At 72.5% G+C, this 17,839-nt stretch carries 12 protein-coding genes; 7 read left to right on the top strand and 5 right to left on the bottom strand.

Going from position 1 to position 17,839, the window contains the following annotated elements:
* Nucleotides 1-70 precede the first annotated feature (70 nt).
* Together ACIQPT_RS33975 and ACIQPT_RS33970 are read right to left on the bottom strand one after the other, a co-directional pair.
* Nucleotides 71-2,845: a glycosyl hydrolase family 65 protein gene (locus ACIQPT_RS33975; protein ID WP_401161682.1), complete on the bottom strand. Its 2,775-nt coding sequence runs from the start codon at nucleotides 2,843-2,845 to the stop codon at nucleotides 71-73.
* Nucleotides 2,846-3,167: 322 nt separating this feature from the next.
* Nucleotides 3,168-4,310, bottom strand: a complete 1,143-nt coding sequence (locus ACIQPT_RS33970) for a threonine synthase (RefSeq protein WP_401161680.1) — start codon at nucleotides 4,308-4,310, stop codon at nucleotides 3,168-3,170.
* Nucleotides 4,311-4,550: 240 nt separating this feature from the next.
* Between ACIQPT_RS33970 and ACIQPT_RS33965 the strand changes: the two genes are divergently transcribed.
* Nucleotides 4,551-6,146, top strand: coding sequence for a S8 family serine peptidase (locus ACIQPT_RS33965; RefSeq protein WP_401161679.1), 1,596 nt, complete (start codon nucleotides 4,551-4,553; stop codon nucleotides 6,144-6,146).
* A gap of 106 nt (nucleotides 6,147-6,252) precedes the next feature.
* Here the strand turns inward: ACIQPT_RS33965 and ACIQPT_RS33960 are convergent, their stop codons facing one another.
* Complete coding sequence (locus tag ACIQPT_RS33960) at nucleotides 6,253-7,674, bottom strand: glycoside hydrolase family 18 protein (RefSeq protein ID WP_401161678.1); 1,422 nt, start codon at nucleotides 7,672-7,674, stop codon at nucleotides 6,253-6,255.
* 281 nt (nucleotides 7,675-7,955) lie between these two features.
* Between ACIQPT_RS33960 and ACIQPT_RS33955 the strand changes: the two genes are divergently transcribed.
* The 5 genes from ACIQPT_RS33955 to ACIQPT_RS33935 all read left to right on the top strand — a co-directional run bounded on the left by ACIQPT_RS33955 (nucleotide 7,956) and on the right by ACIQPT_RS33935 (nucleotide 13,140).
* The gene (locus ACIQPT_RS33955) at nucleotides 7,956-8,708 is read left to right on the top strand and encodes a GntR family transcriptional regulator (RefSeq protein WP_401161677.1); all 753 of its coding nucleotides are present in this window, start codon (nucleotides 7,956-7,958) and stop codon (nucleotides 8,706-8,708) included.
* A 237-nt stretch (nucleotides 8,709-8,945) separates the two neighbouring features.
* A complete protein-coding gene (locus ACIQPT_RS33950; RefSeq protein WP_401161726.1) occupies nucleotides 8,946-9,146 on the top strand; it encodes an SPOR domain-containing protein in 201 nt (66 codons plus the stop codon).
* A 231-nt stretch (nucleotides 9,147-9,377) separates the two neighbouring features.
* Nucleotides 9,378-9,779: an NUDIX domain-containing protein gene (locus tag ACIQPT_RS33945; RefSeq protein WP_401161675.1), complete on the top strand. Its 402-nt coding sequence runs from the start codon at nucleotides 9,378-9,380 to the stop codon at nucleotides 9,777-9,779.
* A 135-nt stretch (nucleotides 9,780-9,914) separates the two neighbouring features.
* A complete protein-coding gene (locus ACIQPT_RS33940) occupies nucleotides 9,915-10,358 on the top strand; it encodes an ATP-binding protein (protein WP_401161673.1) in 444 nt (147 codons plus the stop codon).
* Between the two features lie 214 nt (nucleotides 10,359-10,572).
* On the top strand, nucleotides 10,573-13,140 hold the full coding sequence (locus ACIQPT_RS33935) for a SpoIIE family protein phosphatase (RefSeq protein WP_401161724.1): 2,568 nt from the start codon (nucleotides 10,573-10,575) through the stop codon (nucleotides 13,138-13,140).
* Nucleotides 13,141-13,162: 22 nt separating this feature from the next.
* Here the strand turns inward: ACIQPT_RS33935 and ACIQPT_RS33930 are convergent, their stop codons facing one another.
* A complete protein-coding gene (locus tag ACIQPT_RS33930; RefSeq protein WP_401161671.1) occupies nucleotides 13,163-13,876 on the bottom strand; it encodes a PspA/IM30 family protein in 714 nt (237 codons plus the stop codon).
* Nucleotides 13,877-13,962: 86 nt separating this feature from the next.
* Nucleotides 13,963-16,065, bottom strand: coding sequence for a TPM domain-containing protein (locus tag ACIQPT_RS33925; protein WP_401161669.1), 2,103 nt, complete (start codon nucleotides 16,063-16,065; stop codon nucleotides 13,963-13,965).
* A gap of 239 nt (nucleotides 16,066-16,304) precedes the next feature.
* On the opposite strand from ACIQPT_RS33925, the gene ACIQPT_RS33920 reads away from it, so the two are divergent.
* A complete protein-coding gene (locus ACIQPT_RS33920) occupies nucleotides 16,305-17,834 on the top strand; it encodes a glycosyltransferase (RefSeq protein WP_401161668.1) in 1,530 nt (509 codons plus the stop codon).
* Nucleotides 17,835-17,839 lie beyond the last annotated feature (5 nt).

Below are 17,839 nucleotides of genomic sequence, written 5' to 3'. Positions count from 1 at the left end.
GTGAGCCAGGGGCGGGGCGGCCAGGTGGCGTTCTGGAGGTGAGAGCCAGGACCCGGCCGCCGGGCACGTTCTACCGTCCTCCCGTCTCCACCCGCAGCTCCGCGATCCCCGCCGGCTTCTCCGGGTCCTCCGAGGCCACCGTCACCCGGACCTTGCGTGCCGTGTCGCCCGCCAGGTAGGGGCGCCAGAAGCGGCCGTCGAGGGAGGTCTCCAACGTGTGGGAAGCGGGCGGTACGTCGCTCCAGACCGGGGTCACGGAGGCGAGCCGGAGGGGCCTGGTACCCAGGTCGACCGTCAGGGAACCCGTCGCGCCGTCCGGGGACCAGGACGTCGCCGGGGCCCCGTCCACCGCCGCCTCCGCGTACAGGCCCGGGGCCTCGGACGTCGCCGTCACCGGGCGGCAGCGCGCCGCGTCGGCCGTCGGGGTCAGGTCGGGGCGACGGGTGGGAAGCGTGAGGGACGAGGACAACCTGCGCGGGCCCTGTGTCGTGTGGACCGTGAACGGGGTGCCCGAGGTCAGGCGGACCGTGGTCGTCCGGGGGCCGATCTCGACCTCGTACGCCGCGTCCCGGTACCGCAGGCCCTTCAGCGTGACGCCCTCACGCAGCTGGGGCGGCAGCGTCGGGTCCAGGCGCACGCCGTCCTCACGGAGGCGCAGGCCCGTCAGGCCGTGCGTGAACACCTGGAGGAAGCCGCCCTTCCCGGTCAGGAAGTCCTCGGCCGGGAAGCCCGACAGCGGGTCCTCGGCACCCGACTTCTCGCCCCGCGCCTCGGAGAACAGGTCGTACGGGCCCCGCAGAAACGGCCGTACCGCACGCTGGAGATACGTGTACGCCGAGCAGCCCGGCTCACCGATCTCCGCCGCGTCGATCGCGTGCACCGAGTCCGTCATCGCCGGGCCGTCCGGATCGGTGCGCGCCGCGTAGTAGTCCAGGGTGGCCGCCGACGCGCCCGGCTCCATCGGCCACTCCAGCGGGTACGTCAGCAGCACCGTGTCCGCCTGCTTGATCGTGGAGCCGTTGTAGCCCGCGTACTGGAGGAAGACCTTCTTCTCCGCGTCGTACGGGATGCGCAGGCCGTCCGCCACCCGGTTCCAGCCGGACGGCGGGCGGTGGCCCAGGAGTTGGGCGGCGCGGGTCGCGTTGCGGAGGGCTGTGGCGGCGACCGCGTTGGTGAAGACGCCGTCGTCCACGCCGTTGCTGTACTCGTCGGGGCCCGCCACGTCGGTGATGGAGTAGCTGCCGTCCGCGTTCGCCGTGGCGCGGGACTGCCAGAAGTCGGCGATGCCGCGCAGGAGCGGCCAGCCCCTCGCCGCCAGCCAGTCGCGGTCCCCGGTGGCCAGGTAGTACTGCCAGACGGCGAGCGAGACATCGCCCTGGAGGTGGTTCTGGGTCACGCAGTGCGGCGGGTCCACGCTGTGGCACTCGGAGTCCAGCCGGCCCCGGCTCGCGCTCGTCCAGGCGTAGAACAGGCCGTCGTGGCCCAGCTTCTCGGCGTTCGCGCGGGCCGCGTCCCGGGTGCGGTAGCGGTACTCGACGACCGAGCGCGCCAGCTCCGGGCGGGTGGCCAGCAGCCCCGGGAACATCCACGTCTCCGCGTCCCAGAACACCAGGCCCGCGTAGTTGTCGCTGGTCAGACCAGCCGGGGCGATGCTGTCCGAGGAGCCTCGCCGGGTGCTCGCCAGCAGCCCGTACTGCGCCGAGCGCAGCCAGCGCTGGAGGTCGGGGCTGCCGGGGACCAGCACATCGGCGGACCAGGCCTCGCGCCAGGCGGCCTCGTTCGCCGCGAAGACCCGGTCCCAGCCGCGCCGCGCCGCCCGGTGCGCCGCCTCACGGGCGTCCTCGGCCGGGGTGCGGGAGGTCAGGGCGGTGTCGACGCCGACGTACTTCTCGAAGGTGTACGTCCGGCCCGCGCGGACCGGGGTCTGCCTCGGGGACGTACGGGCGTCCGGCCGCAGCGTCTCGACGACGCCCGAGCCGCGCCGCATCGCCTGCGCCACGGCCCCCTCGATGCCGGTGCCGAGCGTGCGGAACGTGCCGTCCTCGCGCAGCGTGATCCGGCGCGCGCCCCGGGCGTCGAGCCGGCCGGTGACGGTCGCGGTGCCGCTCCAGCGCGGGGTCATCCGCAGGCGTACGGCTCCGGTGTGGACGTCGGAGCGGTCGGCCAGGACGTCGTAGGCGAGGTCGGTCGCCCGGCCGTCCGCGGTCGTCCAGCGCAGCGAGGTGCGGACGAGGCCGCAGGAGAGGAAGACCGTCTGGCGGTAGTGCGAGATCCGGCCGGTCGGGGTGTCCGTGCCGAGGGTCTCCTTGCCGACGCCCACGTCGATGCCGGTCCAGCTCGGCAGCGCGGCGATCACCTCGCGGCCCTCGGTGACGCCTTTGTCCCGCGCGTAGAGCCCGGAGACGAACGCGCCGTCGTAGCGCGGTGTGTAGAGCGGCCAGCCGGTCTTCTCACCGGTGGCCGCGTATCCGGCGCCGGTGGCGGGGACCCGGTGGCCGAGATAGCCGTTGCCGACGTACGGGTCGTACCCCTCCGCCTCGCCGAAGCGGGTGGAGGTCGGGGACCAGGAGGTCCCGGGGGCGCCCTGACCGTCCGTCCGGCCACAGGCGGGCACGGCCGGGGCCGGGGCCGGGGACGGGGATGGTGCTGGGAGCGGAGACGAGGGCGTGGCCGATGGCAGGTACGGGGACGCCGTCGGGGCCGGCGCGGGGGAGGTGGCCGGGTGGGCCGGGCCCGGCAGCGGTACGGGGCCGGGGGACTCGGCCGCGTCGGCGGGGGGCGGCAGAGGTGCGATCAGGGCGGCCGCGACCAGGGGCGCGAGGACGGAGATACGCGAGAGGCTCACGGTACGAAGGTAGGGACGCGGCGGTGCGGTCGGCCGTCACGCCGCGCACGGTCCGCATACCCACCCCGCACCGGGCGTCCGCCGGACCGCCGGATGGAGCAGATCCCGCGCCCGTCGGGGGTGGTTCGCTTCGCGGACGGATGGGCGGATGGGCGGATGGGCGGAAGGGTGGACGGGCGGAAGGCGGATGGGCGGGCGGTCGGCTCCGGGGCGACCTGTTCTGGGTTCCGGGGGGGCCTGAGCCCGGATCCCGCGCGTGAACCCCGCGCCCGGATCCCGCGCCCGGGCGCGCCCGCCCCTGGTCAGGTCGGCTCCCCGCCCCTCACCCCGCCGCCATCCCCGTCTTCAGCCCCGCCCCGCACAGCGGCACCACCACGCTGCCCCTCACCGCGTCGTCGCCGCCTCCGTCCTCGCCGCCCCCGCCCCCGTCCCGTACCGCCGCCCAGCAGGCCACCCCCGTCGTCTCGACGTAGAAGCCGCGTGCCGCCAGGTCCCGCTGGGCCTCGCGGATGCGGTCCTCCGGCACCGTCAGGAACGTGCCGCCCGAGGCCCGTACCGCTGCAAGGATCTGCCGGGCGCGCGGTGGGCGCGGGATCGCGATGCCCTCCGCCAGGGTGGGGGAGGGCACGGAGAGCGGGCCGGCCGCCGGGGGCAGGTCGTCCGCGCCCGTGTGGAAGGCGGCGGCCAGCGGGGAGACCGCCTCGGCCTGGACGGCGATCAGGCGGGGGCGAGTCTCGATCAGGCCCAGCGCGTGCAGTTCGGCGGTGGCCAGGGCCGCGCCCAGCAGCAGGGTGCCGTTGCCGACCGGGACGGCCAGCGCGTCCGGCAGCCGGCCGCCGAGGTCCTCCCAGAGCTCGTACACGTACGTCTTCGTTCCGTGCAGGAAGTACGGGTTGAAGACGTGCGAGGCGTAGAACGCGCCAGGTTCGCCGGCCGCCTCGCGGGCGGCCAGGGCCGTCGCCTCCCGGCCGCCGGGGACGGTCACCAGGTGCGCGCCGTGGGCCCGGATCTGCTCGGTCTTCTTGGGCGATGTGCCCTCGGGGACGTACACCGTGCACGCGAGCCCGGCCCGCGCGCAGTACGCGGCCACCGACGTGCCCGCGTTGCCCGTGCTGTCCGCCACGACCCGGTCCGGGCCGAGCCGCCGGGCCAGCTCCACGAGCATCACCGCGCCGCGGTCCTTGAAGGACAGCGTCGGCATGAGGTAGTCGAGCTTGGCCGAGACGGTGTCCGTGAGCGGGACGAGCGGGGTGCGGCCCTCGCCCAGGGAGATCGCCGGGGAGGCGAGCGGCAGGAATTCCTCGTAACGCCACAATGAATTGGCGCGCGTGGAAAGCGCGTTCGGTCCGACGCCCCGTACGGGGGTGAAGTCGAGGTCCCAAGGGCCCCGGCAGACCGGACAGCACCAGGTCAGGGCGGTGGTCTCGGACCGGGTCCCGTCCACCGGGCAGTGATAGGTCGTCATGTTCGCCAGCATGTCAGGCATATGGCAGATGAATGGCGCGCGTATGGCACGCCCCAACGCACTCTTGTGGGTTCGTCATGGATCGGTCAATCTTTCGCTGGCAGCACGGCATGCCGGTCACCGGAGGACGCAGAAACCGGGGCGTTCCGACGGCTGATTTGTCATGCCCCTGCCGGGAGTCGTCGTGCGGCTCCGGCACCACCCCCCACCAGAGCACCGCCTATGAGGAGGACCCCTCACATGTCAGTGATGCGTCACACCCCCCATGCACGGCGAAGACTCGCCACGGCGACCGTCATAGCCACCGCAGCCGCCGTCGCGCTCGCCGCCGCCTCCGCCCTTCCGGCGAACGCGGCCGAGCGGGCACCCGAAGGCGTGATCGAGAACGCGGGCGCTCCGGGCGTCATCAGCAACAGCTACATCGTGACCCTCAAGGACTCGGCCGCGAAGTCCGACTCCGCCCAGGGCAAGGCCCTCGCGAAGAAGTACGGCGCGAGCATCGAGCGCACCTACCGCTCGGCCCTCAACGGTTACGCGGTCGAGGCCTCCGCCGCCGAGGCGAAGAAGTTCGCCGCCGACCCGGCCGTCGCCTCCGTCTCGCAGAACCGCACCTTCACGGTCTCCGCCACCCAGAACAACCCGCCGTCCTGGGGTCTGGACCGGATCGACCAGAAGAACCTTCCGCTGGACCAGCGCTACACCTACCCGGACAAGGCGGGCGAGGGCGTCACCGCCTACGTCATCGACACCGGTGTACGGATCAGCCACAGCGACTTCGGCGGCCGGGCCTTCAACGGCTACGACGCCATCGACAACGACAACGTCGCGCAGGACGGCCACGGCCACGGCACCCACGTCGCGGGCACCGTCGCGGGCACGGCCCACGGCGTCGCCAAGAAGGCGAAGATCGTCGGCGTCCGCGTGCTGAACAACAGCGGCTCGGGCACCACCGCGCAGGTCGTCGCCGGCATCGACTGGGTGACGGCCAACGCCGTCAAGCCCGCCGTCGCCAACATGAGCCTCGGCGGCGGAGCGGACTCCGTGCTCGACGCCGCCGTGAAGCGGTCCATCGCCGCCGGCATCACCTACGCCGTCGCGGCGGGCAACGAGTCGACCGACGCCTCCACGAAGTCCCCGGCGCGCGTGCCCGAGGCCATCACCGTGGGCTCGACGACCAACACCGACGCCCGCTCCAGCTTCTCCAACTACGGCTCCATCGTGGACATCTTCGCGCCCGGTTCCTCGATCACCTCGACGTGGAACACCAGCGACAGCGCCACGAACACCATTTCCGGTACGTCGATGGCCAGCCCGCACGTGGCCGGTGGCGCCGCCCTCTACCTCGCCGAGAACCCGTCCTCGACGCCCGCGCAGGTCTCCGCCGGTCTCGTCGCGGCGGCCACCACCGGGGTCGTCGGCAACCCGGGCAGCGGTTCGCCCAACCGCCTCCTGAACGTGAACACGGGCACCACCAACCCGCCGGACCCGGACCCCAAGAAGTTCGAGAACACCACCGGGTACCCGATCAACGACAACGCGACCGTCGAGTCGCCCGTCACGGTCACCGGGGTCACGGGCAACGCGCCGTCCGCGCTGAGCGTTCCGGTCAACATCTCGCACACCTACATCGGTGACCTGAAGATCGACCTGGTCGCGCCGAACGGCACCGTCTTCAACCTGAAGGCGTTCGGCTCCGGCGGCAGCAGCGACGACGTGGTCACCACGTACACGGTCAACGCCTCCTCCGTCGCCGCCAACGGCACCTGGAAGCTCCGGGTCAGCGACAACTGGACGTACGACACCGGCCGGATCAACAGCTGGGGCCTGCACTTCTGAGCCCGCACCGCTGAACGGCTGAACCACAGGCACCAGGCACCAGGCACAGCCATACAGGCCGGGGCGGTCGCGTCATGCGACCGCTCCGGCCCTGTGCGGTGCGGTGTCAGCGGCGGTTGAGCCCGCGGTCGACCGCGGTGATCAGCTCGCCGTTCTCCGTGTCCCCGTCCAGCGACCAGAACATCGCCCCGCCGAGACCCTTGTCCCGAATGTACGCGGCCTTGGTGCGGAGCACCTGCGGGTCGTCGTACGTCCACAGCGTGGTGCCGTCGAACAGCCAGGCGTGGCCGTTCTTCACATCACGGTGGACCTTGTACGTCCCCGACGCGGCCAGCTGCTTCAGGACCTTGTAGTCCTCGTAGCCCGCCTCCCAGGTGGCCGGAGCCGGGGCCGTGGCCGGCTGCCCCATGCCCGTGCCGCCGCCGCTCACTCCGGTCCACCCCTGACCGTAGGTCGGCATCCCCATCACGAGCTTGTGCTTGGGCGCGCCGCGGCGGACCCAGTCGCGCACGGTCCGGTCGACGCTGAAGTCGTCCTTCGCGTACAGGGCCGACTGCTGGGCCGTCTTCTTCTCGCCCGAGACGTGGTAGTCGTAGCCCTGGATGTTGACGAAGTCGAAGTCCTTCATGAGGCGCTTCACGTCGAAGCCCGCGTCGATCGCGGCTGGGTTGGCCGGTACGTACGCCGACAGGTCGTAGTGCTTGGGCTTCGGCTTGGGCTTCGGCTTGCCGTGCCCGTGCCCCTTGTTCTTGTCCTTCTTGGCCTCGCTCTTCGCCTCGCTCTTCGCGTGGGCGTCGAGCTGGGTGCGGAACTCGCGGATCAGCGCGGTGAAGTTCTTCTTGTCCTCGGGGCGGAAGACGGTGCCCTCGTTCGCCGCCGAGCCGGGCCACTCCCAGTCGACGTCGATGCCGTCGAAGAGGCCCGCCGCGGCGCCCTCGCCGCCGCGCGCCCCGTCCACCGGGAGGTTGCCCTTGATGTACAGGTCGACGCAGGAGGCGACGAGCGCCTTGCGGGAGGCCTTGGTGCGGACCGCGTCGGAGAAGTGGGTGGACCAGCTCCAGCCGCCGAGCGAGATCATGACCTTGAGGCCGGGGTGCTTGGCCTTCAGCTCGCGCAGCTGGTTGAAGTTGCCCGCGAGCGGCTGGGTGTCGGTGTCGGCGACGCCGTCCACCGATCCCGCCGCGTCGAGCGGACGGGCGTAGTCCGCCCAGGCGTCGGCCTGGCCGGGGACATTGCCGGTGAAGCACTTTCCCTCGGCGCTGACGTTGCCGAAGGCGTAGTTGATGTGGGTCAGCTTGGCCGCGGCCCCGCTGGTGTCCAGGTCCTTGACCTGGAAGTCGCGTCCGTAGACGCCCCATTGGGTGAAGTAGCCGATGTTCTTGTACGCGGGGCGGTGGTGGCCCTTGCCGCGGTCGCCGCCGTCGCTCCGGTCGTGGCCGGGGCCGGCCGTGGCCGCGGGCGCGACACCTGCCAGCAGGGCCAGGGAGACGCCGACGATGGTCATTCGGGACAGGTTTCTTCGACGCATGAGGCTCGTTCCTGTGCGTGATCCGGTGGGAGGGAAAGCCGAGGGAAAGCCGAGGGAATGCGGGAGCCGTGCTGTGCACAGGAAGGTATTGGTCTGGACCAAAAATGGTCAAGGGTGCGGGAGTTGCCGGAGAACGTCCGGGAAGAATCTGGTGTCCGCGTTCGAGGTATGCATGAACCGTCACAGGATCATCACATTGGGTGAAACTCTGGCCTATGCTTGCGGTGTACAACCCACGGTTGTCAGGCTGTCGCAGACTGTCAACCTGTTGGGAGTGGCCTGTGACTTTTGGTGAGCAGCCCGCCTATCTGCGCGTGGCGAGCGATCTCAGGGAGAAGATCGTCAACGGCGCGCTGCCGCCCCATACCCGCCTGCCGTCGCAGGCCCGCATCCGGGAGGAGTACGGGGTCTCGGACACCGTCGCCCTGGAGGCGCGAAAGGTCCTGATGGCGGAGGGGCTGGTCGAGGGGCGCTCCGGCTCCGGCACCTATGTGCGTGAGCGCCCCGTGCCCCGCATGATCGCCCGCTCCGGCTACCGGCCGGACAAGGGCGCCAGCCCGTTCCGGCAGGAGCAGACGGCCGAGGGGGCACGCGGGACCTGGGAGTCCCGCAGCGAGCAGGAGGGGGCGAGCCCCGAGGTCGCCGGGCGGCTGGGTATCGAGCCGGGCGACCGGGTGATGCGCACGCACTACGTCTTCCGGGAGGCGGGCGAGCCGGTCATGCTCTCCACCTCGTGGGAGCCGCTCGCCGTCACCGGCCGGACGCCCGTGATGCTGCCGGAGGAGGGTCCGCTGGGCGGTTGCGGGGTGGTCGACCGGATGGCCGCGATCGACGTGGTCGTGGACAACGTCGCCGAGGAGGTCGGCGCGCGCCCGGGGCTGGCGGAGGAGCTCCTGGCGCTCGGCGGTGTGCCCGGCCATGTGGTCATCGTCATCGGGCGTACGTACTACGCCTCGGGCCGGGCCGTGGAGACGGCCGACGTGGTGGTGCCGGCCGACCGGTACCGGATCGCCTACCACCTGCCGGTGAGATGAGGTGAGGTGACGCCCCGTCGGGCCCGGTGAGGGGTGCCGGCCGGGGCCGACGGGGCATGCCGCTGAGTCATGAGGGGCGCATTCCGCTGATGCGCCCCTTTCGTGATGGCCGGATGTGTATCTCTTTGTGCAAACCCGCCTGCACTGAGTGAAGGTCAGGCGTACGCTCGGGCATATGCGTACTGCGGTTTCCTGGGGATCCTTAGAGACGTGCACGCCGGTGGGAAGAGGGGCGATATGCGGGGGAGCGACACGATGAGCGACAGCGGCGCCGTGCTCCCTTGGCAGGTGATACGGCAGGACGACGGCGGTAACCGCTACCGCGTGGGCAGGTATGCCACGCAGGCCGAGGCGCAGAAGGTCGCCGACGGCCTCGACGGCCACCATCGCCACCAGGTCTACCGGGTGGAGCGCGTGGGCCAGGGCAACAGGCCCTGACGCGACGGACGGCCCCGTGGGGTCCCGGAGGGCCGTTCCGCCCCCCGGGGCCCCACGGCCTTCCCAGAGGCCCCACGGCCTTCCCGGAGTGCCTCCGCGCCCGCGTGCGCCCCTCGTCGCGCTTGTGCGCGTCTCCTGCCCCGGGCGGTCGCGTCCCCTGCCCCGGGCGGTAGGGTCCCGCCCGGACCGGGGGTGCGGAAGCCGCCGGAAGCGCGGCGAGTGGGCGGAGTGATGACGGTGCTGATCGACACGGTGGCGTGGGTGCGGATCGAGGGCGGCAGGATCCTCTGCGCACGGCCCCGCGGCAAGGACGTCTTCTACATCCCGGGCGGCAAACGCGAGGGCGCCGAGACCGACCTGCAGACCCTTCTGCGGGAGATCGAGGAGGAGCTGACGGTCGGCCTGATCCGGGAGACCGTCGTCCACGCCGGGACGTACGAGGCCCCCGTGGACGACCGGCCCGACGCCGCCGTCGTACGGATGAGCTGCTATTACGGCGACTACCGCGGCACGCTCGCCGCGAGCGGCGAGATCGAGGAGATGGCGTGGTTCTCCTTCGCCGACCGGGCCCTGGTGCCGCCCGTGGACCAATTGCTCTTCGACGACCTCAGGGCGACGGGCGCCCTGACCTGACCCGGTGCGTCCGCATCTGCTCGTGTACCCCGTATGCACCAAACGTAAGGTCACGCGGTAGTAAGCAATAAATGGTGGGTATGGGCTGTTTAGTCCCCATTTGCAGGTGGGTGCGCCCGTGGTCGTCCCTGGGAAGTGATCGGCGTGATCGATACCGAAGGCGACTGCGCCGAGTGGACCTTCCCCGCGGAACCGGGTTCCGTGCGCGGCGCCCGGCACGCCGTCCGAGGTGCTCTGGGCTCGTGGGGCCTCGACGCGGCGGTGGGCGACCTGGCGGTCCTGCTCGTCAGCGAGCTGGTGACCAACTCCCTGCGGTACGCCTCCGGACCCATCGGCGTACGTCTGGTCCGTACGCACCCCGACGGGGAACTCCTGCTCGCCGACAGTCCTCCCACCGCCCCGGGACTGCTGGTGGAAGTCTCCGATCCGCTTCCGGATCCACCCACCGAACGCAGTGCGGGACCCGACGACGAAGGCGGCCGGGGACTCCAGCTCGTGGCCTGTTCCGCACGTCGCTGGGGGACCCGTCGCGGAAAGAGTGGCAAGACCGTGTGGTTCGAGCTGGCTCTCCCTGGTTAGGAGAGTGGAGGGACGCACAGCGATCACCAGAGGTCGGGCAGAACCTGGCTGAAAGGGACTGAGACCTTGCTGTGATCGTGAACGCCGTGTCGGTCGGGGCCGTAGTGCTGAATACTGCGGGCAGGACCGGTCCGGTGTGTGAGCTGGAGGGGACGGTCGCGTGAGCGAAATACCTGGGACAACGGGTGATGTCGTCGGGACCACGGGCGATGTCGTGTGGCAGAGCAGCCCGCCCGGCTCGATCTACGACTACATCAGGGTCGCCTCCTTCTCGATCGGCCCCGATGGTCTGATCGAGCAGTGGAGCAGCCGGGCCGCCGGTCTCTTCGGCATGACCTCGACCGAGGCGATCGGCCGCGACCCGGTGGAGGCCTTCATGCCCGCCGAGCTGCGCTCGGACGGCCATCGGCGGGTCGGCGAGATCCTCGACGGCAGGGAGTGGACGGGCCTCGTCCCGTTCCGGATGCCGGGCGAGGGCGGGGCGCACGGCGTCGCCGAGGTCTATGTGATGCCGAGTCTGACGGGGCAGGGGGAGCGGGCCGCGCTCTGCATCGTCGTGGACGTCCGGGCGCTGCGGCGCATCGAGACGGACCTCGCCGCGTCACAAGCCATATTCGGCCAATCTCCTTTCGGCTTCGTGCTGTTCGGTACGGACTTCGCCGTCGTCCGGGCCAACCAGCGCTTCGCCACGGTCTTCGGCGGCGCGGCCGAGGACCACCGGGGCCGCACGGTGGAGGACTATCTGCCGCGCGCCGAGGCCGACCGGCTGTCCGCCACCCTGAAACGGGTCCTGGAGACCGGGGAGTCCGTCACCGACCTCCAGCTCGTCGGCACCGCCCCCGGCGGCACCGAGCGCCGCCACTGGTCCATGAACCTCTACCGGGTGCACAGCGGGGCCGGCCGTCCCGTCGGCGTCGCGGGCCTCGCCACCGACGTCACCCGCCGGCACATCGCCGCCCGCGAGGCGGCCAGCGCCCGCCGCAACCTCGCCCTCCTCAACGAGGCCAGCGCCCGCATCGGCAATTCCCTGGACCTGGAGACCACCGCCCGCGAGCTTCTCGACGTGGCCGTCCCCGGCTTCTGCGACCTCGCCACCGTCGACCTCTACCAGGGGCTGCTCACCGGCGAGGAGGCCGCTCCCGGCAGTTGGGCGCCCGCGCACCGCGAGTCCGCCGGAGGCTCGGCGGAACTGCGCCGGGTGGCCCACGCCAGCGCGGTCGCCGACGCCCTGCCCACCGCCGTCGCGGGCAACGGGGCGCCGGGCCCGGACGACCTGCCGCCCGCGCTCGGCTCCGTCCACCGCTTCCCCTTCGGCTCGCCCTGCGCCGTCGCCCTGCGCTCCGGCCACGTCGAGGACGTCCCCGGCGACGAGATGGGCTTCGTGCAGTCGACGCTCGCCGTGCCGATGGTCGCGCACGACACCGTCGTCGGCCTCGTCCAGTTCTCCCGTACGAAGGGCAGCGAGCCGTTCGGCGAGCGCGACCGGGCGCTCGCCACCGAACTGGCCGCCCGCGCCGCCGTCTGCATCGACAACGCCCGCCTCTACCGCCGCGAGCACGAACGCGCCCTGATCCTCCAGCGCAGCCTGCTGCCCCCCGGCGACCCCGAGGCCGCCGGTCTCGACATCGCCTGCCGTTACCTCCCCGGCAACACCGCCACCGAGGTCGGCGGCGACTGGTTCGACGTGATCGAGCTGCCCGGCCACCGCACCGCCCTCGTCGTCGGCGACGTCATGGGGCGCGGCCTGCGCGCCGCCGTCGCCATGGGCGAACTGCGCACCGCCGTAAGGACCCTGGCCCTCCTCGACCTGGAGCCCGCCGAGGTGCTCTCCGCCCTCGACGAGGTCGCCCGCGGCCTCGGCTCCCCGGGCGGCGGCGAGCGCAGCGAGGGCCTCGGCGGCAGCGGGGGAGCGCAGTGGCCCTCCCGCGCCGCGCAGAAGTCCCGCGAGGCCGACCTCTCCGAGGTGTATCTCGCGACCTGCGTGTACGCGGTCTACGACCCGGTCACCCGGCGATGTACGTTCGCCAACGCCGGGCACCTCCCCCCGGCCGTCGTCGAGCCCGGCCGGCCCGCCCGGCTCATCGACGTCCCCCCGGGCATGCCGCTGGGCGTCGGCGGCGAGCCGTTCGAGGAGGTCGAGGTCGAGCTCGCCGAGAACGCCCTGCTCACCCTGTACACCGACGGCCTGGTCGAGTCCCGGGACCAGCCGCTGGACGAGGGCCTGGAGGCGCTGCGGGCCGTGCTCACCGGTCCGCAGATGGAGCTGGAGGACGCCTGCGACCACGTCCTGAGCACCCTCGACACCCGGCACGGCGAGGACGACATCGCCCTGCTGATGGCCCGGATCCAAGGGCTCCCCGCCGAGGCGGTGGGGGACTGGACGCTGCCGCGCGAACCCCGCTCGGTGGGGCGCGCCCGTGAGCTGGCCCGCTCCCAGCTGGTCGCCTGGGACCTCGACGACCTGGTCGACACCACCGAACTCCTCGTCAGCGAACTGGTCACCAACGCCCTGCGCTACGGCGAGGGCGAGATCCGGCTCCGGCTGCTGCGCGACCGCACCCTGGTCTGCGAGGTGTGGGACGCCGGACTCGTCCAGCCGCGCCGCCGCCGCGCCCGCGACACCGACGAGGGCGGGCGCGGACTCCAGCTGGTCGGCCTGCTCAGCGCCGCCTGGGGCTCGCGCCGCACCCCGCGCGGCAAGACCGTCTGGTTCGAACTGGCCCTGCCGGACGGGGCCCCGGCCGCCGAACTCTCCGTGGAGCAGCTCCTGAGCATGTACTGAACCCCGCCCGGCACACCGGGCGTTACGCGCCCGTCTTCAGGGCCGCCAGCCGGGCCTCGACCTCCGCGCTGGCGCCCAGACTGTCCAACTGCTCGAACTGGGCGTCCAGCGAGGAGGCCGCCAGCTCCTGCTTGCCCAGCGCCTTCGCCTCCTCGCGCCGCACCTTGTCCTCGAAGCGGCTCAGCTCGCTCGTGGGGTCGAGCACGTCGATGTTCTTCACCGCGTCCATCATCTGGTTCTGCGCCTGCGCGGACTTGGCGCGCGCCACCAGCTCGTCGCGCTTGGCCTTCAGCTCGGAGAGCTTGACCTTCATCTGGTCCAGCCCCGTCTTCAGCTTGTCCACCACCTCGGACTGCGAGGCGATCGTCGGCTCGGCCGTCCTCGCCTCCTGCTCCGACTGGAGCTGACGGCCCAGCGCCACCTTGGCCAGGTTGTCGAACTTATCGGCCTCCGCCACCGACCCGGCCCCGCGCAGCTCGTCCGCCTTCCGGCTGGCCGCCAGCGCCTTGCCGCCCCACTCGGCCGCCGCCTCGACGTCCTCCTTGTGGTCCTGCTCCATCAGCCGGAGGTTGCCGATGGTGGACGCGACGGCCTGCTCGGCCTCCGCGATGTTGTTCGTGTAGTCCCGGATCAGCTGGTCCAGCATCTTCTGCGGATCCTCGGCCTGGTCGAGGAGGGCGTTGATGTTGGCCTTCGCGAGCTGGGTGACGCGGCCGAGGATGGTCTGCTTGGTCATGTGGTCGCTCCTTGGAGTCGAGATCGCTGGTACGGGAGAGGAGATACGGGAGAGGAGATACGGGAGAGCGGATGAGATCCGGTCGTTCAGAAGCGGCCGCCACCGCCCCGGCGTCCCCGGGTCCCGCCCCCGCCGAAACTGCCCGGACTGCCGCCGAAGCCACCGGACCGGCCGCCCCCGCCGAAGCCGCCGCCCATGCCCCCGCCCCGGCCGCCGCCTCCGCCGAACAGCCCGCCGAGGATGATGCCGCCGAGCACCGCCCCGCCCATGCCGCCGCCCCCGCCCCGCATCCCGCCGGGCCCCTGCATGCCGCCGAAGCCCCGGACGTCCTGCTCCGCCAGGCTCATCGCCTGCCGGGCCAGCGCGTCCGCCTGCTGCGCTTCGGCCAGCGCCCCCTGCGCGTCCGTGCCCGACAGCTCCCGGGCCCGCTCCCACCGCCGCTGCGCCTCCGCGAGCCGGGTGCGGGCCTGGCTGCCGACCGCACCCCGGTTGGTCGTGATGTAGTCGGCCGCCGCCCCGATCGCGGACCGGGCGGTGAGCATCGCCTGATCGAGGAGCGAGCGGGCCTTGGCGTCGCCGCGCTCCTGCTCGCGCGCGCCGGCCAGCGCCTCGTCCAGGGCCGCGTCCGCCTCCTCCACCCGGCGCAGCGCGTCGATCGGGTCGTACGGTCCCGCCGCCATCGCGCCCCGGACATCGGCGAGTACGGTCTCGGCGCGGGCGATCCGGCCGCGCAGATCGGCGGTCGACGCGCCCTCGGCGGTCCCTTCGAGCAGCCCGCCCGCGTCCGCGAGGTCGGCCTCCGTCTCGGTCAGCGCGGCGGGCAGCTTCTGTGCGGCCTCGCCCAGCTCCGCCGCCCGCCGGTCCACCGAGTCCAGCAGCGTGCCCGCCTGGCCCACCGCGCCCTCGGCGGCCCGGATGTACACCGCGGCCCGGGAGTTCTCGTCGCCCTCGACCGCCGTACGGGCCTGCTCCACGGCCGAGGCCGCGAAGACGAGCCGGTCCTCGGCCTGTTCGACGTCGGCGGCCACGGGTGCGGCGGCGCCCTCCCCGTACCGCTCGCGCAGCCCGGCGACGCCCGACTCGGCCGCCGCGACCCGCCCGGCGAGGCCGCGGTGTGTGGCGTCCACGGTGGCCAGGGCCTCCGGGGCGGTACGTTCCAGGGCGCGCAGCCGGTCGAAGTCCTCCGAGACGGTGTCCAGACCCTCGTCGGCGGTCGCGCACCGCCGCAGGATCTCCTCCAGCATCCGGCGGCGGGTCGCGTCGTCCTCCGGGAAGGCGTCGTCGAGCTGCTGGCGCAACCGGAACGACTGCGTCAGCTCGTCCTTCGCCCGCGCGACCGCCTCGGTGAAGGGCTTCGCCGCCTCCTCGCCGAACTGGGCGGTGGCGAAGCCGAGTTCCTCCTCGCTGGTGCGCACCGCGTCATCGGTGTCCACCAGCACCTGCTTGGCCCGCGCGTCCAGCTCCGGCAGCGGCGTCGGCTCCGGCGCACCGCCCGCCCCCGCGCCCCGTCCCCAGCCGGTCGCCGCCGGGGTGGTGCGGGTCGCCGTGCGCCGTCTGCGCCGGGCGTACGCGTAGACGCCGACCGCGCCGGCGCCCGCGACGACGGCCACCGGCAGGATGAAGTCGCGGGCGCCGGTCGAGCCGGAGTCGCCCGTTCCGGGGTCGGCGGGGCCGGGGGTGATGGCGGGGGCGGTCACCGGGCGTCCGGCCAGCACGGAGGCGTAGCCGTCGGCCGCGCCGATCGCGGCCCCCGCCCAGTCGTTCTCCCGCAGCGCGGGTTCGATCGCGGTGCCCGACACATCCCGCAGCTGCTCGTCGGTGAGCGGGGAGCCGGCGTCGACGGAGTAGGCGTACTGCCGGTCGTGGGTGGCGACGGAGAGCAGCACGTCGTCCTGGCCCAGACCGTTGCGGTTGGCGGTCTCGTCGCTCCAGGTCTGTCCGGACCGGCCGGAGAAGTCGCGTACGTACACGACGAAGAGCTGGATGCGCTCGTTGTCGTACAGCCGGTCGAGGGCGTCCTCCACCTGCCCCGCCCGGTCGCCCAGGGCCCCCACCCGGTCGGTGATCTGCCCGTCCCGGGACAGCTCGACGGGGTCGTCGGCGCGGGCGGTCGTGGCGGCGGGGAGCACCAGCCAGCACACGGCGGACAGCACGGCGAGGAGGCCGGTGAGCGGTCGAGGAGATGTCACCTTTGCGAGGCTATGTGCGCTTTTTCGCCCCCGCGACCCGGCGGTCCGCCGACCCGCGTCGGCTGTTCGCATGAATGGGCGCGGGAAAGAGACGCCCCCGCGCGTGTGCGGAGGGACGGAGGCCGCCGCCCGTCGTCAGATGGGGCGGACGTGGTGCGTTCCGGGCCCGGTGCCGGAGGCCCACGGTGCCGCGCCGGTGAGGCCCGGCACCCGCGAGGCCCGAAGTCCGGAGGTGGCGAGTGAGTGGCCTTCAGCTGTCGGTCGTCGTGCCGTGTTTCGACGAGGCCGAGGTGATCGAGGCCTTCCACGCCGCTCTGGTCGGCGTCCTGGACCCCCTCGGCGACAGCTTCGAGATCTGTTACGTGGACGACGGCAGCCGGGACCGCACCCGCGTCCTGCTGAGCGGCCTCGCCGCCCGCGACCCGCGGGTCCACTACACCGCCTTCAGCCGCAACTTCGGCAAGGAGGCCGCCATGCTCGCCGGCCTCCGCATGTCGCGCGGCGCGGCCGTGGTGATCATGGACGCCGACCTCCAGCACCCGCCCGAGCTGATCCCCCGCATGCTGGAGCTGCACCGCCACGGCTACGACCAGGTCATCCCGCGCCGCGACCGCACGGGCGAGGGCATGCTCCGCAGTACCCTCAGCCACACCTACTACGCGCTCGTCCGCCGCTGCATGGACGTGGAGCTCATCGACGGGTCGGGGGACTTCCGGCTGCTGTCGCGGCGGGCCGTGGAGAGCGTCCTGTCCCTCCCCGAGAGCAACCGCTTCTCCAAGGGGATCTTCTCCTGGATCGGCTTCGACACGGTCACCTTCCGCTACCGCAACAGCGAGCGGGTGGCGGGCCGGTCCAAGTGGGGCAGCAAACGGCTGCTGAACTACGGCATCGACGGACTGCTCTCCTTCAACAACCGGCCGCTGCGCCTCGCGATCTACGCCGGCTTCTGGGTCTTCGTCTCGGCCCTGGCCTACGCCCTGTGGACCGTCACGCGAGTCGTCCTGCACGGCGTCGACACCCCCGGTTACGCCACCCTGCTCACCGCCGTCGTCGCGCTCAGCGGCATCCAGCTGGTGACGCTCGGGGTCATCGGGGAGTACGTGGGCCGCATCTACCACGAGGCGAAACACCGCCCGCCCTACGTGGTGCGGGAGACCGACGCGACCTGCCGCACGCTGCCGGACGGCCCGCCACCGCGCCCGCGGCTCACCGGAGGCGGAGCCCCGGCCGAACGCACCGCCACCGCAACGGTCACCGCCCCGGCCCCCGCGACCACCGCCCCCGGCCGGTCCCGTACCGTCCGCCAGTTCGGCAGTTTCGTCCTCATCGGCTGTGTGAACACCGCCGTCTACCTCGGGATCTACGCCTCGCTGAACCGCTGGATCCCGTACCTGACCGCGCATGTCATCGGCTACGCGGTCAGCATCGGGTGCTCGTTCCTGCTCAACTCCTACGTCACCTGCCGGACGCGGCCGACCTGGCACGCGTTCGTCCGCTATCCCCTCTCCAGCCTGGTCAACCTGCTGGCGTCCGGTGCGCTGCTCTACGGCGCGGTCAGCGGCCTCGGGATGGACAAGAACCTCGCGGCGCTGGCGGCCGGCGTCCTCGTCACGCCCGTCTCGTTCCTGCTGGCGCGGTGGGCGATCACCTCGGGCCAGACCAGGGCCACCGCCGCCGCACCCGTACCGGGGACCCTGGACCGTGCCGCACCGCTGCCCGACGGTCCGGCGCCCGCACCGCTGCCCACCCGCTCACCCCAGGACCGGTGAGGGCC

Origin of the sequence: Streptomyces sp. NPDC091289, assembly GCF_044757365.1 — a bacterium.
GTDB lineage: Bacteria > Actinomycetota > Actinomycetes > Streptomycetales > Streptomycetaceae > Streptomyces.
This window is presented reverse-complemented; position numbering and strand designations above follow the sequence as displayed.